Annotated in this window: 17 protein-coding genes; 14 read left to right on the forward strand and 3 right to left on the reverse strand. The window is 69.6% G+C overall.

From position 1 onward, the window contains the following. The first annotated feature begins 3 nt into the window (after positions 1 to 3). The 9 genes from mrdA (at position 4) to glnE (ending at position 12356) form a co-directional block, all read left to right on the forward strand. The gene (gene mrdA / locus D9R12_RS10080) at positions 4 to 2085 is read left to right on the forward strand and encodes a penicillin-binding protein 2 (protein WP_122230195.1); all 2082 of its coding nucleotides are present in this window, start codon (positions 4 to 6) and stop codon (positions 2083 to 2085) included. Beyond that, on the forward strand, positions 2082 to 3185 hold the full coding sequence (gene rodA, locus D9R12_RS10085; RefSeq protein ID WP_122230197.1) for a rod shape-determining protein RodA: 1104 nt from the start codon (positions 2082 to 2084) through the stop codon (positions 3183 to 3185). Before mrdA ends, rodA begins: the two co-directional genes overlap by 4 nt. Before the next feature lie 113 nt (positions 3186 to 3298). Further along, entirely contained in the window at positions 3299 to 4456 is a 1158-nt protein-coding gene (gene mltB, locus D9R12_RS10090) for a lytic murein transglycosylase B (RefSeq protein WP_122230362.1), read from the forward strand. After that, positions 4453 to 5835 (forward strand): septal ring lytic transglycosylase RlpA family protein, encoded by a 1383-nt coding sequence (locus D9R12_RS10095; RefSeq protein ID WP_122230199.1) that lies wholly within the window; start codon positions 4453 to 4455, stop codon positions 5833 to 5835. Before mltB ends, D9R12_RS10095 begins: the two co-directional genes overlap by 4 nt. 94 nt (positions 5836 to 5929) lie before the next feature. Next, a complete protein-coding gene (locus D9R12_RS10100; RefSeq protein ID WP_122230201.1) occupies positions 5930 to 7123 on the forward strand; it encodes a D-alanyl-D-alanine carboxypeptidase family protein in 1194 nt (397 codons plus the stop codon). Between the two features lie 177 nt (positions 7124 to 7300). Further along, entirely contained in the window at positions 7301 to 8287 is a 987-nt protein-coding gene (locus D9R12_RS10105) for a CsgG/HfaB family protein (protein WP_122230364.1), read from the forward strand. Between the two features lie 112 nt (positions 8288 to 8399). Then, positions 8400 to 8678 carry a DUF493 family protein gene (locus tag D9R12_RS10110; RefSeq protein ID WP_014159501.1) on the forward strand — a complete coding sequence of 93 codons (279 nt, stop codon included), beginning with the start codon at positions 8400 to 8402 and terminating at the stop codon, positions 8676 to 8678. Then, the gene (gene lipB / locus D9R12_RS10115) at positions 8666 to 9382 is read left to right on the forward strand and encodes a lipoyl(octanoyl) transferase LipB (RefSeq protein ID WP_425479093.1); all 717 of its coding nucleotides are present in this window, start codon (positions 8666 to 8668) and stop codon (positions 9380 to 9382) included. The genes D9R12_RS10110 and lipB overlap by 13 nt, the downstream gene beginning before the upstream one ends. A 181-nt stretch (positions 9383 to 9563) precedes the next feature. Next, entirely contained in the window at positions 9564 to 12356 is a 2793-nt protein-coding gene (gene glnE, locus D9R12_RS10120) for a bifunctional [glutamate--ammonia ligase]-adenylyl-L-tyrosine phosphorylase/[glutamate--ammonia-ligase] adenylyltransferase (RefSeq protein WP_122230203.1), read from the forward strand. 108 nt (positions 12357 to 12464) lie between these two features. Here glnE and D9R12_RS10125 read toward each other — a convergent pair whose 3' ends face one another. Further along, positions 12465 to 13418 (reverse strand): mitochondrial fission ELM1 family protein, encoded by a 954-nt coding sequence (locus tag D9R12_RS10125; protein WP_122230205.1) that lies wholly within the window; start codon positions 13416 to 13418, stop codon positions 12465 to 12467. On the opposite strand from D9R12_RS10125, the gene D9R12_RS16130 reads away from it, so the two are divergent. The 5 genes from D9R12_RS16130 (at position 13417) to D9R12_RS10145 (ending at position 16028) form a co-directional block, all read left to right on the forward strand. Next, on the forward strand, positions 13417 to 13539 hold the full coding sequence (locus tag D9R12_RS16130) for a hypothetical protein (RefSeq protein ID WP_280518444.1): 123 nt from the start codon (positions 13417 to 13419) through the stop codon (positions 13537 to 13539). The genes D9R12_RS10125 and D9R12_RS16130 overlap by 2 nt on opposite strands. Positions 13540 to 13585: 46 nt before the next feature. Further along, a complete protein-coding gene (locus D9R12_RS10130) occupies positions 13586 to 14176 on the forward strand; it encodes a malonic semialdehyde reductase (protein ID WP_014159505.1) in 591 nt (196 codons plus the stop codon). A 139-nt stretch (positions 14177 to 14315) separates the two neighbouring features. Then, on the forward strand, positions 14316 to 14759 hold the full coding sequence (locus D9R12_RS10135) for a helix-turn-helix domain-containing protein (RefSeq protein WP_122230207.1): 444 nt from the start codon (positions 14316 to 14318) through the stop codon (positions 14757 to 14759). Further along, positions 14759 to 15430, forward strand: coding sequence for an IS630 family transposase (locus D9R12_RS10140; RefSeq protein WP_122230209.1), 672 nt, complete (start codon positions 14759 to 14761; stop codon positions 15428 to 15430). The genes D9R12_RS10135 and D9R12_RS10140 overlap by 1 nt, the downstream gene beginning before the upstream one ends. A gap of 19 nt (positions 15431 to 15449) precedes the next feature. Beyond that, positions 15450 to 16028, forward strand: a complete 579-nt coding sequence (locus D9R12_RS10145) for a YceI family protein (RefSeq protein WP_014159506.1) — start codon at positions 15450 to 15452, stop codon at positions 16026 to 16028. A gap of 123 nt (positions 16029 to 16151) precedes the next feature. Here D9R12_RS10145 and D9R12_RS10150 read toward each other — a convergent pair whose 3' ends face one another. After that, positions 16152 to 17276 (reverse strand): trans-sulfuration enzyme family protein, encoded by a 1125-nt coding sequence (locus tag D9R12_RS10150; protein ID WP_122230211.1) that lies wholly within the window; start codon positions 17274 to 17276, stop codon positions 16152 to 16154. Positions 17277 to 17280: 4 nt separating this feature from the next. Next, positions 17281 to 17922, reverse strand: coding sequence for an HAD-IA family hydrolase (locus tag D9R12_RS10155; protein ID WP_122230213.1), 642 nt, complete (start codon positions 17920 to 17922; stop codon positions 17281 to 17283). Positions 17923 to 18149 lie beyond the last annotated feature (227 nt).

Consider the following 18149-nt stretch of genomic DNA (forward strand, 5'->3'; position numbering starts at 1 on the left):
CCCATGACCTCGCGCCGCCGCCCGCTCAGGAACGCCCATGCCGAGGCCGACCAGTTCCGCCGCCGCGCGGTGCTGGGGTTCATCGGCGTGTTCGTGTGCCTGGCCGGCCTGGCCGGGTGGTACTTCAAGCTGCAGGTGCTGGACCACGCCCAGTACGCCACCCGCTCGGAAGCCAACCGGATCAAGCTGCGCCCGGTGGTGCCGGCGCGCGGCAGCATCTACGACCGCAACGGGGTGCTGCTGGCCGAGAACATCCCGGCCTACCGCCTGGAGGTGGTGCCCGACCAGGCCGGCGACCCGGCGACCTGGCTGGAGCCGCTGGGCAAGCTCATCGCATTGGACCCGGAGGAAGTGCAGCACTTCCTGGCCACGCGCAAGGTCAGCCGCGGCTTCCGCGGGATCACCCTCAAGCCCAGGCTGAGCGAGGAGGAGGTCGCCGCGCTGGCGGTCAACCGCTGGCGTTTCCCCGGCGTGGAGGTGGTGCCATACCTGACCCGGCACTATCCATACGGGCCGCTGACCGCGCACATCATCGGCTACGTCGGCCGGATCGACGAGGCCGACCTGGAGGCCTCCAGCGACCTGAACTCGGCCCTGACCCATATCGGCAAGAGTGGCCTGGAGCGTTATTACGAGCCGCAGCTGCGCGGCAAGGTCGGCTACGAAAAGGTCGAGACCAACGTCGAAGGCCGTGCGCTGGGCGTGGTCGGGCGGGTCCCGGCCCAGGCCGGCACCGACCTGAAGCTGTCCATCGACATTCGGCTGCAGCAGGCCATGACCGAGGCCTTCGGCCAGTACGAGGGCGCGGCGGTGGCGATGGATCCGCGCAGCGGCCAGATCCTGGCCATGGTCAGCCTGCCGAGCTTCGACACCAACCTGTTCGTCAACGGCATCTCGTCCAGGGACTTCAAGGCACTCAACGACAATCCCTCGCGGCCGCAGTTCAACCGGCTGGTCCTGGGTGGGGTGGCGCCGGGTTCGACGATCAAGCCGCTGATGGGCCTGGCCGGCCTGGACAGCGGCACCCGCAAGCCGCAGGACAGGATCCTGTCCACCGGCATGTTCTACCTGCCCGGGGTGAGCCGCGGCTGGGGCGACTCGCACCGCGGCGGCCATGGCTGGACCGACCTGCGCAAGTCCATCGCCCAGTCGGTCAACACCTACTACTACAGGCTGGCCATCGACATGGGCATCGCCAAGGTCGATGAGTACATGACCAGGTACGGCTTCGGCGCGCCCACCGGCATCGACCTGACCGGCGAGATCGGCGGCATCGTGCCTTCGCCGGCCTACAAGATGAAAAGCCGCAGGGAACCCTGGTATCCGGGCGACACGGTCAACATCGCCATCGGCCAGGGCGACTGGAAGGTCACCCCGCTGCAGCTGGTGCGCGCGGTGGCGGGTATCGCCGACGGCCAGCTGCGCACCCCGCGTCTGGTGATGGCCCAGCGCACCGGCTTCGACCAGCCCTGGCAGCCCACCGCGCCGGGGCCGAGCAAGCCGATCAGCGACAACCCGGCCAACCTGCAGTGGGTGCGCGAAGGCATGATGGACGCCATGCGTCCGGGCGGCACCGGCTATGCCATCACCGGCGGGGCGCCGTACCAGATGGCCGGCAAGACCGGCACCGCCCAGGTCGCCAGCCGCAAGGGCAGCGCCGCGGTCGACCCGCGCAGCCTGCCGATGCACCTGCGCCATCGCGGCCTGTTCGAAGGCTACGCACCGGCCGAGGCGCCGACCATCGCCGTGGCCGTGGCGGTGGAGGCCGGCGGCTTCGGCACCAGCTCGGCCGCACCGATCGCGCGCAAGATCTTCGATGCCTGGCTGCTGGGCAAGATGCCCGGCACCGACGAGAACGCCGGCGAGGTGCTGGCCACCGAACTGCAGGGCGAGCAGGCCGATGCCGAGGCGCCGGGCGTGGACGACATCGACCCGGAGCAGGCCCAGGCGCCGCAGGCAGTGGACGCGGCGAGCCAGCCGCCCGCGCCCGGCATGCCGGCACCCTCAGCGCCCGCGACCTCGGCGCCCGTCCAGCCCCGGGCCGCGCAGCCGCGCGCGCCTGCCTCCGGCCAGGCGCGGCGATGAGCGTGCTGGTGCGCTATCTGGGCGATCTGGCCTGGCGCTTCCTGCGCAGCCTGGACTGGATCCTGTGCCTGGCCCTGGCGGGGGTGATGTGCTTTGGCCTGGCGGTGATGAAGAGCGCCGGCGGCACCCAGCTGGTGATCGCCCAGGGCGTGCGCTTTGCGATCGGTGCCGGCGCGATGTGGGCGCTGTCGCGGGTGCAGGTGCCGCGCCTGCGTGGCTGGACGCCGACCATCTACGCGCTGTCGATGCTGCCGCTGCTGGCGGTGTTCGTGCTGGGGACCGGCAAGTACGGGCGCCAGTGGCTGGACCTGAAGGTCTTCTACCTGCAGCCGGCCGAGCTGCTCAAGATCACCCTGCCGATGATGATGGCCTGGTACCTGCATCGCATCGCGCTGCCGCCGCGGTTTGCCTCGGTGCTGGTGGCGGCGGCGATCATCGGCGTTCCCACCGCGCTGATCATGCTGCAGCCGGACTTCGGCACCGGCGTGCTGATCGCCGCGTCCGGTGCATTCGCGCTGCTGCTGGCCGGGCTGCCGTGGTGGTGGGTGGGCATCGGCGTGGCCGGCGTGGCCAGCGCCGCGCCGCTGTCCTGGTTTTTCCTGCTGCGGCCCTACCAGAAGGACCGCATCCTGATGTTCCTCAACCCGGAGGACGACGCCCTGGGCGCGGGCTGGAACATCATCCAGTCCAAGATCGCGATCGGTTCGGGCGGCCTGACCGGCAAGGGCTGGGGCCTGGGCAGCCAGTCGCACCTGAACTTCATTCCCGAGCAGACCACCGACTTCGCCTTCTCGGTGCTGAGCGAGGAGTTCGGCTGGATCGGGGTGGCCACGGTGCTGGCGCTGTACCTGGTGATCGTCGGGCGCTGCCTGTGGATCGCGATGGATGCGCGCGACACCTATTCGCGCGTGCTGGCCGGCTCGCTGGGGCTGGCGTTCTTCGTCTACGTGCTGGTCAACGGCGGCATGATCTCCGGGCTGCTGCCGGTGGTGGGCGTGCCGATGCCGCTGATGAGTTACGGCGGCACCTCGGCGGTGTCGCTGCTGGCCGGGCTGGGGCTGGTGATGGCGGTGCGCTCGCACCGCCCGGTGAACCGCTGAGGCGGCCCGCCGCCGGTGGCCTGCGAAAGAGGTGGTTGCACATGAACAAGCGCGGCCAAGTGACTGACAAGTCAGGGTTCATTTCGGCGCGCTGCGTGCTAACCTCGCCGCCGATGATCCGACGCGCGCTTGCCTGCCTGTTCACGCTTGGCCTGGTCGCCTGTGCGAGCCAGCCCAAGCCCTCGACCCCGCCGAAACAGACCGGCCAGCAGCCCGCGCGGCCGCCGCTGCCGGTGCCCGCGGCGAAGCCGGCCGAGACCGCGGTCGAGCAGCGCACCGATGCCGCCGTGCTGGACCTGACCCCGGTGCCATTCGAGATCGCGCGGGCCAACTTCATCGCCGACACCGCCGCGCGCTTCAACCTGGAGCCGGCCTGGATCGAGGCCATCCTGGCTCGTGCCCAGTGGCGCGAGGACACCATCAAGCTGATGTCCAGGCCGGCCGAGCGCACCATCGGCTGGAGCGAGTACCGCCCGCGCTTCATCACCGCATCGCGCATCGCCGCCGGGCAGAAATTCCTCGCCGCCCACCGCGCCGAACTCACCCGCGTGCAGGACCGCACCGGGGTGCCGGCCGAGATCATCGTGGCCATCCTGGGCGTGGAAACCAGCTATGGCGGCTACACCGGCAAGACCCCGGTGGTCGATGCGCTGTACACGCTGGCGTTCCGCTACCCGCGCACCGGCGACCCGGCGCGGGCGCAGTACGAGGCCCGGCGCGAGCGGTTCTTCCGCGACGAACTGGCCCAACTGCTGGTCCTGTCCAGGGAGCAGGATCTGGACCTGACCGCGCTCACCGGCAGCTACGCCGGGGCGATGGGCCTGGGCCAGTTCATGCCCTCCAGCTACCGCCAGTTCGGCGTGGACGGCGATGGCGATGGGCGCATCGACCTTTTGACCGACCTGGACGATGTCTTCTCCTCGGTGGCCCACTACTTCGTCAACAAGGGCGGCGCCTACGGCTGGAAGCGCGGCGGCCCGGTCGCAGTGCAGGCCACCCTGGCGCCGGGGCGCGAGCCGTTCGAGCCGCTGGACTGGACGCCCACCTGGACCCTGTCCGAGCTGGCCACCCGTGGCTATACGCCGATGGCGCCGGTGCCGCAGGGCGAAACCGCCACGCCGGTGACCCTGGCGGCGGCCAACGGCCCGCAGTACTGGCTGGGTTTCCGCAATTACTACGCCATCACCCGCTACAACAACTCCAAGATGTACGCGATGGCCGTGTGGCAGCTTTCCGAAGCGATCGCCGGCCGGGCGCTGCCGCCGGCATGAGGAGTTGGCTGCTCCTGCTGGTGGTGGTGACGCTGGCTGCGTGCAGCAGCGCGCCACGCAGGGGGTCAGGTCCGGGCGATGCCCTGATATCGGCAGCGAACGGCGCGCGGGGGCCGGCCGCGGCCGGATGCCACGGCCGCTATGCACCGGCCCGGGAAGACCTGTCCACCCGCGGCGACTACACCGCCGGCGGCCTGTACAAGCCCGGCGTGTCCGACAGCACCCCTGCCGAGGTGCCGGACGTGGACTGCATCGCCGAGCCGAGGATCGCGGCCGAACCGCCGTCGGCCCACGGCAATCGCTCGCCGTACTCGGTGCTGGGCAAGGACTACAGGGTCCTGGACACGGCGGCCGATTACGACGAGACCGGCCTGGCGTCGTACTACGGGCAGAAGTTCCATGGCCGCAAGACCTCCAACCACGAGGTCTATGACATGTACCAGTTCACCGCCGCGCACAAGACCCTGCCGCTGCCCAGCTTCGCCCTGGTGACCAACCTGGACAACGGCAGGGACGTGATCGTGCGCATCAACGACCGCGGCCCGTTCCACGAGGGCCGGGTGATCGACCTGAGTTACGCCGCAGCGGTCAAGCTGGGCATCACCGGCCGCGGGACCGGTCGGGTCCAGGTCAGGGCGCTGCATCCGGACGATCCCAAGCTGCCGGCGCTGCTGGCCGCCCGCGGGCGGGGCGCCGGCGCGGTTGCCACCACCGTGGCCACCGGCGTGCCGACCACCATCGCCACCGGCAGGCCGGCCGCGGTCGGGCTTTCGGGCATGGACCAGCTGGTCGGCGGCCTGCCGGCGCGCGCGCAGGGCGCCAGCGCCGCGGCCGTGGCGCCCACGCCCGCCACGCCTGTGGCCAGGCCAGCGGTCGCTGCGGCCAAGGCCGCGCCCAGCGACCCCTCGCTGCGTTACCACGTCATTCCCAACACCGGGGAGCCGGCCAGCGCCGATCGCTTCCAGGCCTGGATGCAGGCCCAGGGCGTGCATGTGGCCACCGGCAGGCCCGGTATCCCGGCGGCCGCGCCGGTGCGGCCCAGCGCCACGCCCGCCGCGCCGGCCGCGCGCCAGGTCGCCGTGGCCTCGGCCAGCCCGGTTGCTGCCAGCGCGGGCCAAGACCACCGCCCCAGCTACAGCGAAACGGCCATGGCCGTGCTGCTGCAGGTGGCCAGCTTCGCCAGCCGCGACAATGCGGAAAAGACCGTGGCCAAGCTGGTCGCGGCCGGGATTCCCACCGCTTCGCTCAGCGATGTGATCGCCGGCGGCCGCACCCTGTGGCGCGTGCGGGTCGGTGCGGCGGACAATGCCGGGGCTGACGCGCTGGCTGCGCGCATCGCCGGCCTGGGCTTCTCGCGCCCGCAGGTCGTGCGCGAGTGAAGCCACGCACGCAGGCCACGGTCGGTGGCCTGCCGCGGCGCCTTCTTCAATCCAACAAGTTCAATCCAACAAGATTTCCTGGGAGTTTTTCTCGATGAAGTTCCGTTTTGCCTTCGCCGCCCTGGCGGCCGTCGCCCTTGGCGCGGCCCTTGCCCAGACGCCGCCTGACCCCACCACCACGCCGCCGCCGCAAGTGCAGATCCCCGACGCGCCGGCCCCGGCGGTGGCCAAGGCCTGGATCGTCATGGACGCGGCCAGCGGCCAGGTCCTGGCCGGCCAGAACATCCACGAGCACCTGGCCCCGGCCAGCATGACCAAGGTGATGACCTCCTACGTGCTGGCCGCCGAGCTGAAGAACGGCAAGATCAGCCGCGACGACCAGGTGATGATGAGCGAGCGCGCCTGGCGCGAGGGCGGCGCCGGCACTGACGGCAGCTACAGCGGCTTCCCGGTCAACCAGACCGCGCGCCTGGAAGACATGGAAAAAGGCATGGTGGTGCAGTCGGGCAACGATGCGGCCATCGCCCTGGCCGAGCACGCCGCCGGCAGTCAGGAAGCCTTCGTCCAGTTGATGAACGCCCATGCCCAGCGCCTGGGCATGAAGGACAGCCACTTTGTCGACGTGCACGGCCTGGCCGCCGACGGCCACTATTCCAGTGCCTACGACATGGCCCTGCTCGGGCGCGCACTGATCCGCGACTATCCGGAGACCTACGCGTACAACAAGATCCGCGAGTTGACCGTCAGCGGCATCACCCAGCCCAACCGCAACCTGCTGCTGTGGCGCGATCCCAGCGTGGACGGGATCAAGACCGGGCATACCTCGCAGGCCGGCTACTGCATCATGAATTCGGCCAAACGCGGTGACCAGCGCCTGATCAGCGTGATCATGGGCGATGTGTCCGAGAAGCAGCGCGCCGATGATTCGCTGGCCCTGCTCAACTGGGGCTTCCGTTTCTTCGAAACCCATCGTCTGTACGAGCCGGGCAAGGCCCTGGCCACGCAGAAGGTCTGGAAGGGCGCCAGCCGGCAGGTCCAGCTGGGCGTGGCTGCGCCGCTGCTGGTCGGCGTGCCGCGCGGCAAGTACGAGCAGCTCAAGCCGTCCATGGACGTGCCCAGGCAGCTGGTGGCACCGATCAGCAAGGGCCAGCAGATCGGCACGGTCAAGGTGAACCTGGACGGCAAGACCATCGCCCAGGCGCCGCTGGTGGCGATCGAGGGCGTGGAGGAAGGCGGCTTCTTCCGCCGCCTGTGGGATGCGTTGTGGATGTGGTGGGAATCGGTCTGACCGCGCAATGCCGGTTCCGTCGTTCGGGTCATCAGTAAAAGGTGTCGCGAGGAGCTGATTCTCCGGCAAACTTTGCTTATCATCCGTTCAGGCCCACGCGCTGCGCGGGCCTTGCGATCTGGGAAGGCGCCCGTTCGCGGGGGTCTGGTCATTCCACAAATTATGTAGGGAAACATGATGAAGAACTGGATTTCGCGCCCGGCGGCCCTCGCTCTGAGCGCCGCGCTGATCACTTCCACGGTCAGTGCGCCCGCATCGGCAGGCCTCAAGGACATGTTCAAGAAGGAAGGCACCGCCCAGGAGCAGCGCAAGGAAGGGGTCGCCCAGATCCCGACATGCGCCAAGCCGCTGGGCAGCATCTCGGTGTTCGAGCCGGAAGACGCGGTGAACTGGTGGACCGGCCAGCAGCTGCCGGCGCCGTCCAAGCTGATCAAGGTGTTGGTCAACAAGTCGCGCTGCTTCACCCTGGTCGATCGTGGCGCCGGCATGGCCGCAGCCCAGTACGAGCGTGAGCTGGCCTCCAGCGGCGACCTGCGCGCCCAGTCCAACATCGGCAAGGGCCAGATCAAGGCCGCCGACTACGTGATGGTGCCGGACCTGATCGGCCAGAACAGCAACGCTGGCGGCAATGCACTGGGCGGGCTGGTGGGCGGCCTGATCGGCGGCCGGGCCGGGGCGCTGGCCAGTGGCATCACCTTGAAGAGCAAGACCGCTGATGTGGTCCTGACCGTGACCGACGTGCGCTCTTCCGAGCAGGTGGCCATGGCCGAGGGCAACGCAAAGAAGAACGATATCGGCTGGGGCGCCGGTGGCGGCCTGTTCGGCGGCGGTGGCTTCGGCGCGGCCGGTGTCGGCGGCTACGCCAATACCGAAATCGGCCAGGTCATCACCCTGGCCTACCTGCAGGCCTATACCGATATCGTGACCCAGCTGGGTGGCCTGCCCGAAAATGCCTCGGCAGCCAACGTCAAGCAGGCCTTCAGTGTGACCCGTCCTGGACGTCTGCTGGCCTCGGCCAAGGGCACTGGCGGCGCGGTGCGTGAGCTGGAGACGGGCATGATGGTGTATCCGACCGGAGTCAAGGACGGCACGATGTTCGAGGTCGAGGACGAGCTGGGCAACACGGGCTGGGTTTCCTCGAACATGATCCAGCTGGCCAGATAAGCCGCAGACCCCGCATGCAGCGGGTATCAGGAGGCCGCCAGGGCGGCCTCCGCTCGCTTGGGGCCGGCGCCCATGGCTTGGGTTCGGCCGATGCCGGCCCGATAATCGGGGCATGAAGATCTCCTCCGACAATCCGGAACACGGCTTCCAGTTCCCCGGCACCTTCGAGCTCAGCGCCATGGGCACGGCCGGGGTCGAACTGGAACGCGAACTCCCGCGCCTGCTTGTCGCTGCCGGCATCCAGGTGCTGGAGGAGCACGTAAGCTGGAAGCACTCGTCCAACGGCAAGTACGTCTCGGTGCGCATCGCCTTCTACGCTGAAGATCGCGCGCGCTACGACGCCGCCCACCAGGCGCTGCGCGATCACCCGGAAGTGAAGTGGACGCTGTAGCCGCGGGCGCCTGCGGTCCCTCGGCGCAGGCCGATGCGGCCATCGCCTTGCGCGCGCCGCTGCCGGCGGAGGTGTACGACCTGGGGCGCCAGCCGTATGAACCGGTGTGGCGCGCGATGCAGGCCTTCACCGATGCGCGCGATGAGGCCACGCCCGACGCGCTGTGGGTGGTCGAACACGATCCGGTGTTCACCCTGGGCCAGGCCGGCAAGCCCGAGCACGTACTGGCGCCGGGCGACATCCCGGTCCTCCACGTCGACCGCGGCGGCCAGGTGACCTATCACGGCCCCGGCCAGCTGGTGGTGTATCCGCTGCTGGACCTCAAGCGCCTGCAGATCGGCGTGCGCGATTACGTGTGCCGGATCGAGCAGGCCATCATCGACACCTGCGCCGAATGGAACATCCAGGCCGAGCGCAAGGAGGGTGCGCCCGGGGTGTACGTGGCCGGCGCCAAGATCGGCGCGCTCGGCATCCGCGTGCGTCGCGGCTGCACCTTCCATGGCCTGAGCTTCAACATCGCCATGGACCTGGAGCCGTTCCAGCGCATCAACCCCTGCGGCTACCAGGGCCTGCAGACCATCGCCCTGGCCGACCTGGGCGGACCGGCCTCGATGGAGACGGTCAAGGCGGTGCTGCTGGAAAGGATCGCGGTGTTGTTCGGGCTTGCGTTGCAGGCCGGCGCGGAACTCCCTGTGCTGGGCTGAGCCGCGCCCTGTGGGAGCAACTGTCTGCTCGGACGCCAGCGATGCGGCCGTGGGAGCACTGTCCTGGGTGGGAGCCGCCACGGCGGCGATGTGGCTTTGCCTGGAAGTTTTCATCGCCGCCGTGGCCGCTCCCACGACACGCCCGGCCAGGAAGGCATTCGGCCATGCGACACTGTGCGCCATGGCCTTCGATCCCGATGCCTTGGTGGCGCGCGCGCTGTCGACCCTGCCGCCGGCGCTGGTCGACGCCGCCGATCCGGCCCTGCATGCCGCGCTCGAAAAACTGGTACTGGCCAGCGACTTCGCCTTGCAGGTGCTGCGTCGCCAGCCCGAACTGGTGAAGCACTTCCAGCGCGATGCGTCCGTACCGCTGCCCTTGCCGGTGCTGCCGGCGAAAGCGCCCGAACAATGGCCTGCGCTGCTGCGCCGCTACCGCAGCGCCGAGTCCACTCGTCTGGTATGGCGCGACGTGGTCGATGGCGCGGACGTGGACGAGATCCTGGCCGGCAGCACGCGCCTGGCCGAAACCTGCCTGCAACGCGGCCTTGCGGCGCTGGAAGGCGAGTTCATCGCCCGCCACGGGCAGGTCCGCGATGCCCAGGGCCAGCCCGTGCGGCTGGTGGTGTTCGGCCTGGGCAAGCTGGGCGGGGGCGAGCTGAACTTCTCCTCCGACGTGGACCTGGTCTACGCCTATGCCAGTGGCGGCCAGTCCGATGGCCCGCGTCCGCTGGCCGCCGAGGAATACTTCGCGCGCCTGGGCCAGCGCCTGGCGCGGCTGCTGGATGAAACCACGGCCGAGGGTTTCTGCCATCGCGTCGACCTGCGCCTGCGCCCGTACGGCAACGCCGGGCGGGTGGCCCTGTCCTTGGCCGGGATGGAGCGTTATTTCCAGACCGAAGGCCGCGACTGGGAGCGCTACGCCTGGCTCAAGGCGCGCGCGGTGGCCGGCGACATCGCCGCCGGCGAGGCCTGGCTGCAGACGCTGCGGCCGTTCGTCTACCGGCGGTATCTGGATTTCACCGCGCTCGATGGCCTGCGCGCGATGAAGGCGATGATCACCGCCGAAGTCGCGCGGCGCGAGCTGGCCGATGACATCAAGCGCGGCGCCGGCGGCATCCGCGAGATCGAGTTCCTGGTCCAGGCGCTGCAGCTGGTGCACGGCGGCCGCGATCCGCGCCTGCGCCAGCGCAGCCTGCGCGCGGCCCTGGACGCACTGGTGCAGGCGCGGTTGCTGGAGCCTGCGCTGGCCGAGGGCTTGCGCGCCGCCTATCGGTTCCTGCGGCTGCTGGAAAACCGCCTGCAGATGCTGCGCGATGCGCAGACCCACACCCTGCCGGACAACGCCGGCGATGCGCTGCGCATCGCGCTGTCGCTGGGCTACCCCGATGTGGCCCAGCTGCGCGCGGCCGTGCAGGCGCAGCGGGCGGTGGTGTCGGCTGCGTTCGCGCCGCTGATGGCCGCGCCGGCGCAGGCGCACGACCCGGACGCGCTGGCCCCGTACCGGCGCATGCTCGATGGCGAGGAGGCGCAGGCCGCGCTGGCCAGGGCCGGGTTCCACGATGCTGCCCAGGCCGATACATGGCTGCGTGATTTCCTCAAGGCCCCTGGCGTGGCCGCCCTGTCGGACGTGGCGCGCGCGCGTCTGGACCGGGTGCTGCCGGCGGTGCTGCAGGCCGCGGCGGCCTGCGGCCAGCCCGACGCCGCGCTGCAGCGCAGCCTGGCCTTGCTGCAGTCGATCCTGCGCCGGGCCAGCTACCTGGCGCTGCTGGACGAGGCGCCGGGCGCGCTGACGCGGCTGGTCGATGTGGTCGCGCGCAGCGCCTGGATGGCCGAGCGCGTGGCCCAATACCCGCTGCTGCTGGACGAACTGCTGGACGCGCGCGCGGCCGGGCCTTTGCCCGATCGCCAGGCGCTGGATGCGGCCTGCGCGGCGGCCTTGAACGAAGCCGACCCCGAGCTGGCCCTGCGCCGGCTCAACGAGACCCGGCTGGCGTTCGGCTTCCGCATCGCCCTGGCCGCGCTGGACGTGCGCCAGCCGCCGGCCGATTCGGCGCGCCAGCTGGCGTGGCTGGCCGATGCGGTGTGCGCGGCGGTGCTGCGCATGGCGCACAGCGCGGTCCAGGCCGCGCACGGCCGGGTCGCCGGCGGCGAGTTTGCCCTGATCGGTTACGGCAGCCTGGGCGGGGAGGAAATGGGCTTCGGTTCGGACCTGGACCTGGTGTTCCTGTTCCGCGCCCCGGCCGGCGCGGCATCCGACGGCCCGCGGCCGCTGGATGCCGCGCGCTGGCACCTGCGCCTTGCGCAGAAGGTGGTGGCGCTGCTGGAAACCATGACCGGCGCCGGGCGCCTGTATGCGGTGGACGTGCGCCTGCGTCCGGACGGCGCCAAGGGCCTGCTGGTGTCCTCGCTGGACAGCTACGCCGACTACCAGCGCCATCGCGCCTGGACCTGGGAACACCAGGCGCTGGTGCGCGCGCGCGGGGTCGCCGGTGACGATGGCCTGCTGGACGCCTTCGAGCGCATCCGCGCCGACACTCTGGCCACGCCGCGCGAGCCGACCAGGCTGCGCCAGGACGTGCTGCACATGAGGGCCCGCATGCGCGCCGAACTGGACCGCAGCAGCGCCGAACGCTTCGACCTCAAGCAGGGCGCCGGCGGCCTGGTCGACCTGGAATTCCTGCTGCAGGCGCTGGTGCTGGAACATGCCGCGCGCATTCCCGAACTGATCACCCCGGAGAACACGCGCGCACTGCTGCAGGCCATGGCCGAGCACCAGGTGCTGTCCGCCGACACCGCCGCCGGTCTGGTCCAGGCACATGCCACGCTGCTGGCCGCCAGCCTGTCGTGCACGCTGGACCAGCGGCCGCGCCTGAGCGCACCGACCCCGGCGATCGAGCAGGCACGCGCGCAGATCAGCGCAGCGTGCCGGGACCATGGCCTGGATTTTCCGCAAGGGCGCGCCGGGCCGCGCTGATCGCGCAAGTCCGAGCCCCCTCATCTGTCTTGCCGGCATCTTCGCAGGCGGGGGAGAAGGAGCGAGCCCATGTGCTGCCGGCGCGTGGCAGGCAGATCAAGCCTGCTCCTATCCGATCGCCAGGCGTTGCCTGACCTGTTCGGCGATGCGTGCGGTCTCGCGCAGCGGTGTGACCGGAAAGGGCGCCAGGCCGTCGGCCAGCGCGTGGATGCGGCCGCGTTCGGCCAGGGCGGTGAGGAAGCGCTGCAGGCGGCCGCTGGCGCGCTGCGGGGCGTGCACGAACACCGGCGCGTCGGTGGCGCAGGCCTCGGACAGCATGTTGACCGAATCGGCGGTACACACGATGCGCTCGGCCCAGGCCAGCAGGCCGGGGTAGGGATTGACCCCATCACGTTCCTCGCACCACAGCAGGTGCGGGCCGTCGGCGTAGTGGCGGCGCAGCCGGGCCACCAGCTCGGCCTGGGTGCGTCGCGAGGCGCTGACCATCACCGTGCCGCCTTCGTTGCGTACGGCCGCATCGAGCGTGGCGAGGATGGTGTCGATGTCGGGCACACCCAGGCGCAGGTGCGCGCTGGGGCCGCCGACCAGCAGCGCAGTGCGCGGGCCGGGCAGGCGGCCCAGGTGCGAAAACCGGTGGCGCGCATCGGCCAGCCATGCCTCGTCCACCGGGTTCAGGCTGCCCAGCAGTGGCAGCACGTTGGGGCCACGCAGGCGGTCGTGGCTGGGCGCGATGACCAGGTCCCAGTGCAGCGTGGAGATGCGCGGATCGAGGATCTGGATCGCGCGCGCGCTGCCGGTGCGCAGCAACCGCGTGGCCAGCGCGGCCTGGCGCCCGCAGCCGATCGCCAGGGCCGGCGGCTGGGCCAGCGCCGCGTTGAAGCCAGGACCGAAGGCGTGCTCGCTGCCGGGCAGCAGGCGCGGCGCCAGCTGCTTCCACGGTGCGCGCGCCTGCAGCACCCAGTCGCGCGTGGGCAGGCCCAGGGCGCGGGCCAGCGCGGTGGCCTGGCGCACGTTGCCGGCATGCCCGTCGGTCAGGGTCCAGGTGTGCGCCGGGGAAGTCATGGGTGATGACGAAACAGACAGGCTCGATGCGGGCGGGATTGTTCTGCAAAACAATCCGTTGCGGATCGCCTTGCTGTTGCAGCTGTGGCCACACCCTACACTGCCGCCCGGCGCGGCGTGAAGCCGCCGCACCGCGCGCCTTCGATCCTTCGTGCCGGAGTTGCCCGATGTCCCAAAGCCTTGATGCTTCCGCGCTGGACCAGTTGTTCCGCAGTGCCCGCACGCACAACGCCTTCACCGACCAGCCGGTCACCGAGGCCGAGCTGCGCGCGCTGTACGCGCTGATGAAGTGGGGACCGACCGCGGCCAATGCCGCGCCGGCGCGCCTGGTGTTCGTCACCTCGCCCGAGGCCAAGGCCAGGCTGAAGCCGGCGCTGGCGGCCAACAACGTGGACAAGACCATGGCCGCACCAGTGACGGTGATCGTCGGCCACGACCTGGATTTCCATGAGCAGCTGCCCAGGCTGTTTCCGCACGCCGATGCCCGGGCCTGGTTCGATGGCCCGCAGCAAGGGCGGGTGGAAACGGCATTGCGCAACGGCAGCCTGCAGGGCGCCTACCTGATCCTGGCCGCACGCGCGCTGGGCCTGGATGCCGGCCCGATGTCCGGCTTCGACAACGCACTGGTGGACGCCGCGTTCTTTGCCGGGACTTCGATCAAGTCCAACTTCCTGGTCAACCTGGGCCATGGCGATCCTGCCGGCGTGTTTCCGCGTCTGCCACGGTTGTCCTTCGATGAGGCTGCGCGGATCGTCTGACGCGCAGTTGTTTGGCTTCACCTGACAGCAACGTCAATGCTGTTCCCTTCGCCGCCACACCACACTAGTACATTGGCACAAAAATAACGAAGCATGAGTAACACTCTCAACATCGCCACTCGATGTACAGGGGGTTGTCATGCGTCAGACGGAATTGCATTTGACCGACGAGGATCGCTTGGTCGTGGAGAAGATTCGCAGCAAAGGTCTGCATTACTCGCGAGAGGTCAATCGGGCGCACATTCTGTCCGCTTTGGACCGAGGCGTGCCAGAGGCCCAGATCATGGCGGTGCTGGGCGTGGGACGCACGGCCGTATGGCGCGCCCGTGCGGCGTACCTGCAAGGGGGTGTCCAGTCGGCGGTGTTCGACCTGGCGCGCTCGGGCCGACCTCGGCAGTACGACACCGACGCCGAGGCGCGGGTGACGGCACTGGCGTGTTCAGCGCCGCCAACGGGCCGCCAGCGCTGGACGATGGTAGAGCTCGAACGGGCCGCGCGCCGGGAACCCGGCTTGGGCAGCGTGAGTCGCGAAACCGTCCGGCGCATGCTAAAAAAAACGACCTCAAGCCCTGGCGCAGGCTGATGTGGTGCATCGGATCGCTCACCGAGGAATACCGCAGCCGCATGTACGCGTTGCTCGAGTTGTATGCGCGGCCGTTGTCCAAAGCCGAGCCGGTCATCTGCATTGACGAAAAAAGCCTGCAGCTTCTCGGCCACAGCCGAGCACCGCTGCCCATGACCTCGTACAGCGCGGCCAAGCACGACTATGAGTACACGCGAAATGGTACGACCAACCTGTTCGTCGCTGTCGAGCCCAAGGCGGGAAAGCGAATCGTCAGCGTCACCGACCATCGCGGCAAGGCCGACCTCGTCGCCTTCATCCAAGAGCTGCTTGTCGGCGCGTATTCCAAGGCGCGTCGGGTGCATCTGGTCCTGGACAACCTGAACACCCACTTCAAGAAATGCTTCGACGATGTGCTGGGTGAACCTGCCGCTGCCAAACTCCTGCGCCGGGTGGAGTTCCACCACACGCCCAAGCACGCGAGCTGGCTGAACATGGCCGAGATCGAGATCGGCATCCTCAGCCGTCAATGCCTGGATCGACGCGTGGCCAGCCAACAGGTACTGCGCCGAGAAGTCGATGCTTGGCAACAGGTGCGCAACGCCCAGCAGCGAACCATCGAATGGAAGTTCACTCGGCAGGATGCAGATCAGAAGCTCGGTCGGCATTACGTTTCGAAACTTTCGTGTTGATGTACTAGGAGATCTTCGCATGCGCAAGTTCCTGCTCGCCGCCGCCCTGTCCGCCCTGGTCGCCCCGGCCTTGGCCGCCCCGACCACCTACACGCTCGACCCTGCCCACACCGACGTGATCGCCAGCTGGAGCCACTTCGGTTTTTCCAACCCCAGCGCGCACTTTGGTGATGTCGATGGCAGCCTGACCTACGACCCGGCCAACGTGGCTGCTTCCAGCGTGGCCGTCACCCTGCCGCTGAGCGGCCTGGAAGCGTTCACCGACAAGTTCAACACCCATCTCAACAGCGCCGACTTCTTTGATTCGGCCAAGTTTCCGACTGCCAGCTTCAAGAGCACCAAGGTCGAAGCAGCCGGCAAGGACAAGCTGAAGGTCACCGGCGATCTGACCATCAAGGGCATCACCAAGCCGGTGGTGCTGGATGTGACCTTGAACAAGGCCGCCGACCACCCGGTGAAGAAGACCGCCTCGATCGGTTTTGACGCCACCGCCATGGTCAAGCGTTCGGATTTCGGCCTGGGCGCCTACGCGCCGATGGTCAGCGACGAGGTGAAGCTGACCATCACCACCGAAGCCGACGTGCCGAAGGCCAAGTGATGTCGCGATGGGGCCGGTGATTGCATCGGCCCCATCTGCAAAACAGCAACGCCGCCGGGGGGTGATGCCGGCGGCGTTGCTGTGTGCGTCATCGCCGATGAATCGGCTCCCACATGACGGGCCTCAGGCCCTGGCCAGCGCCTGGGCGAAGTCGCCGATCAGGTCGTCGATGTGCTCCAGCCCGACCGAGACGCGCAGCAGGTTCTGTGGCGTCACCGGCGCCGGCCCTTCGACCGAGGCGCGATGTTCGACCAGCGATTCGCAGCCGCCCAGCGAGGTGGCATTGGTGAAGATCTGCAGCGCGCCGGCCACCGCCAGCGCCGCCTGCCGGCCACCATTGATCTGCACGCTGAGCATGCCGCCACCATCGCGCATCTGGCGCATGGCCAGCGCGTGGGCCGGATGCGAAGCAAGGCCGGGGTAGTGCACGGCCTGGACCTGCGGTTGCGCGCTGAGGAACTGGGCCAGCGCCCTGGCATTGGAACAATGCAACGCCATGCGCGCCGGCAGTGAGCGACAGCCGCGCAGGGTCAGCCAGGCATTGAACGGAGCCATCACCGCACCGGTGATGTGCAGGCGATGAGCCACCGCGCGGTACAGCGCATCCTCGCGCGCGAACGCCAGCGCACCGCCCAGCACGTCGCTGTGGCCGCCGAAGTACTTGGTGGTCGAATGCATGACGATGTCCGCGCCCAGCGCCAGCGGCTGCTGCAGCACCGGCGAGGCGAAGGTGTTGTCGGCCACCAGCAGCGCGCCCTGGGCGTGTGCCAACTCGGCCAGCGCGGCGATGTCGCAGATCTTCAGCATCGGGTTGGAGGGAGTCTCTGCCCAGATCACGTCGACCCCGTTGGCGCAGGCGGCGCCGACCGCGGCCAGGTCGGTCAGGTCCATGCGCAGCACCTGCACGCCGCGCTCGGGCAGGAACTCGGCCGCCAGCAGGCGCAGCCCGGCGTAGCAGTCATCGGGGATGATCAGCCGCGCGCCGGGGCGCAGGGTGTCCAGCAGCGCGCTGATGGCGGCCATCCCCGAGGCGAAGGTGAGCGCCTGGGCGGCGCCTTCCAGCGCGGCCACCGCCGCCCGCAGGCGGTCGTTGGTCGGGTTGCCTTCGCGCTGGTATTCGTAGCCGGCGATGCGCTCGCCGGCCGGGCCGTGGCGGAAGGTGGTGGTCAGGTGGATCGGCGGGGTGACCGCGCCGGTTTCAGGGTCGTATTGGCCGCCGGCGTGGATGGCGAGGGTTTCAAGGCGCATGGGGTCAGGTTCCGGTGAGGTGGTAGAAGTGCAGCACGCGGGCCAGGGTGGCCGCGTTGGAAAAGCCGATCGCATCCAGTCCGGCGGCGCGCGCGCCGCTGAGGTTCTCGTCGCGGTCGTCGATGAACAGCGTGTCGGCCGGCGCCACGTCCAGCAGCGCCACGCAGCGCAGGTAGGCCTGCGCTGAAGGCTTGGCGATGCCGACATCGCCGGCGCCGACCACGCGCCCGGCAAACAGCGGAAACAGCGGCGGGCAGATGCGCTCCAGGTGCAGGGTCAGCAGCGGGCCGTTGTTGGTGAAGATCGCCACCTGGGTGCGCCGGGCCGCTTCGCCGGCCAGCGCAAGCATGGCCGGTTCGGCCGACGTGGCCAGCGTGCGCGCAGCGATGCAGTCCTGCAGGGTCAGGCGCGCGCCCAGCCGGCGCGAGAGTTCATCGGCGTAGTCCTGCGGGGGCCACAGGCCGATGTCCGCTTCGTGTTCCAGCCCCGAGTCGAAAAGCGCGGCCTGCACCGCCGCCGGGCTGGTGCCGCTGCGCCGGGCCAGCTCGACCAGGCGCACGCGGCGGTCGTAGCAGGCCAGCACGTCGTCCAGGTCGAACAGCACCAAGGCAGGTGGACGCCGGCGCGGCCGCGCGAGCCGGGTCATGCGGGCAGGGCGCGGCGGGCGCGTGGGCAAGGGCACGTCATGGCAGTTCGGGGGTGGGGGAAGACCAGCGCTCGAGGATAGCCATTCCCCGCCGGTAGGTCGCCTGTGGCACGCGCGTGCTGGTGGGTTCGCGGCGGTTCTTGGGTTGCGGGTGGGCGGCGCTGCGGCCGCCGTGGACGGTCTGCCTACCCAGCAAGGCGGGACCTACCCGCCGTGCATGGCGGCCT

This window comes from Pseudoxanthomonas spadix, from assembly GCF_003703395.1.
In the GTDB taxonomy this organism is placed as follows: Bacteria; Pseudomonadota; Gammaproteobacteria; order Xanthomonadales; family Xanthomonadaceae; genus Pseudoxanthomonas_A; species Pseudoxanthomonas_A spadix.

Bases quoted from the DNA above. Each gene is read 5' to 3' on its own strand.
- mrdA (WP_122230195.1), top strand. From the start codon at position 4: ATGACCTCGCGCCGCCGCCCGCTCAGGAACGCCCATGCCGAGGCCGAC.
- rodA (WP_122230197.1), top strand. From the start codon at position 2,082: ATGAGCGTGCTGGTGCGCTATCTGGGCGATCTGGCCTGGCGCTTCCTG.
- mltB (WP_122230362.1), top strand. From the start codon at position 3,299: ATGATCCGACGCGCGCTTGCCTGCCTGTTCACGCTTGGCCTGGTCGCC.
- D9R12_RS10095 (WP_122230199.1), top strand. From the start codon at position 4,453: ATGAGGAGTTGGCTGCTCCTGCTGGTGGTGGTGACGCTGGCTGCGTGC.
- D9R12_RS10100 (WP_122230201.1), top strand. From the start codon at position 5,930: ATGAAGTTCCGTTTTGCCTTCGCCGCCCTGGCGGCCGTCGCCCTTGGC.
- D9R12_RS10105 (WP_122230364.1), top strand. From the start codon at position 7,301: ATGAAGAACTGGATTTCGCGCCCGGCGGCCCTCGCTCTGAGCGCCGCG.
- D9R12_RS10110 (WP_014159501.1), top strand. From the start codon at position 8,400: ATGAAGATCTCCTCCGACAATCCGGAACACGGCTTCCAGTTCCCCGGC.
- glnE (WP_122230203.1), top strand. From the start codon at position 9,564: ATGGCCTTCGATCCCGATGCCTTGGTGGCGCGCGCGCTGTCGACCCTG.
- D9R12_RS16130 (WP_280518444.1), top strand. From the start codon at position 13,417: ATGGGTGATGACGAAACAGACAGGCTCGATGCGGGCGGGATTGTTCTG.
- D9R12_RS10125 (WP_122230205.1), bottom strand. From the start codon at position 13,418: ATGACTTCCCCGGCGCACACCTGGACCCTGACCGACGGGCATGCCGGC.
- D9R12_RS10130 (WP_014159505.1), top strand. From the start codon at position 13,586: ATGTCCCAAAGCCTTGATGCTTCCGCGCTGGACCAGTTGTTCCGCAGT.
- D9R12_RS10135 (WP_122230207.1), top strand. From the start codon at position 14,316: ATGCGTCAGACGGAATTGCATTTGACCGACGAGGATCGCTTGGTCGTG.
- D9R12_RS10140 (WP_122230209.1), top strand. From the start codon at position 14,759: ATGTGGTGCATCGGATCGCTCACCGAGGAATACCGCAGCCGCATGTAC.
- D9R12_RS10145 (WP_014159506.1), top strand. From the start codon at position 15,450: ATGCGCAAGTTCCTGCTCGCCGCCGCCCTGTCCGCCCTGGTCGCCCCG.
- D9R12_RS10150 (WP_122230211.1), bottom strand. From the start codon at position 17,276: ATGCGCCTTGAAACCCTCGCCATCCACGCCGGCGGCCAATACGACCCT.
- D9R12_RS10155 (WP_122230213.1), bottom strand. From the start codon at position 17,922: ATGACCCGGCTCGCGCGGCCGCGCCGGCGTCCACCTGCCTTGGTGCTG.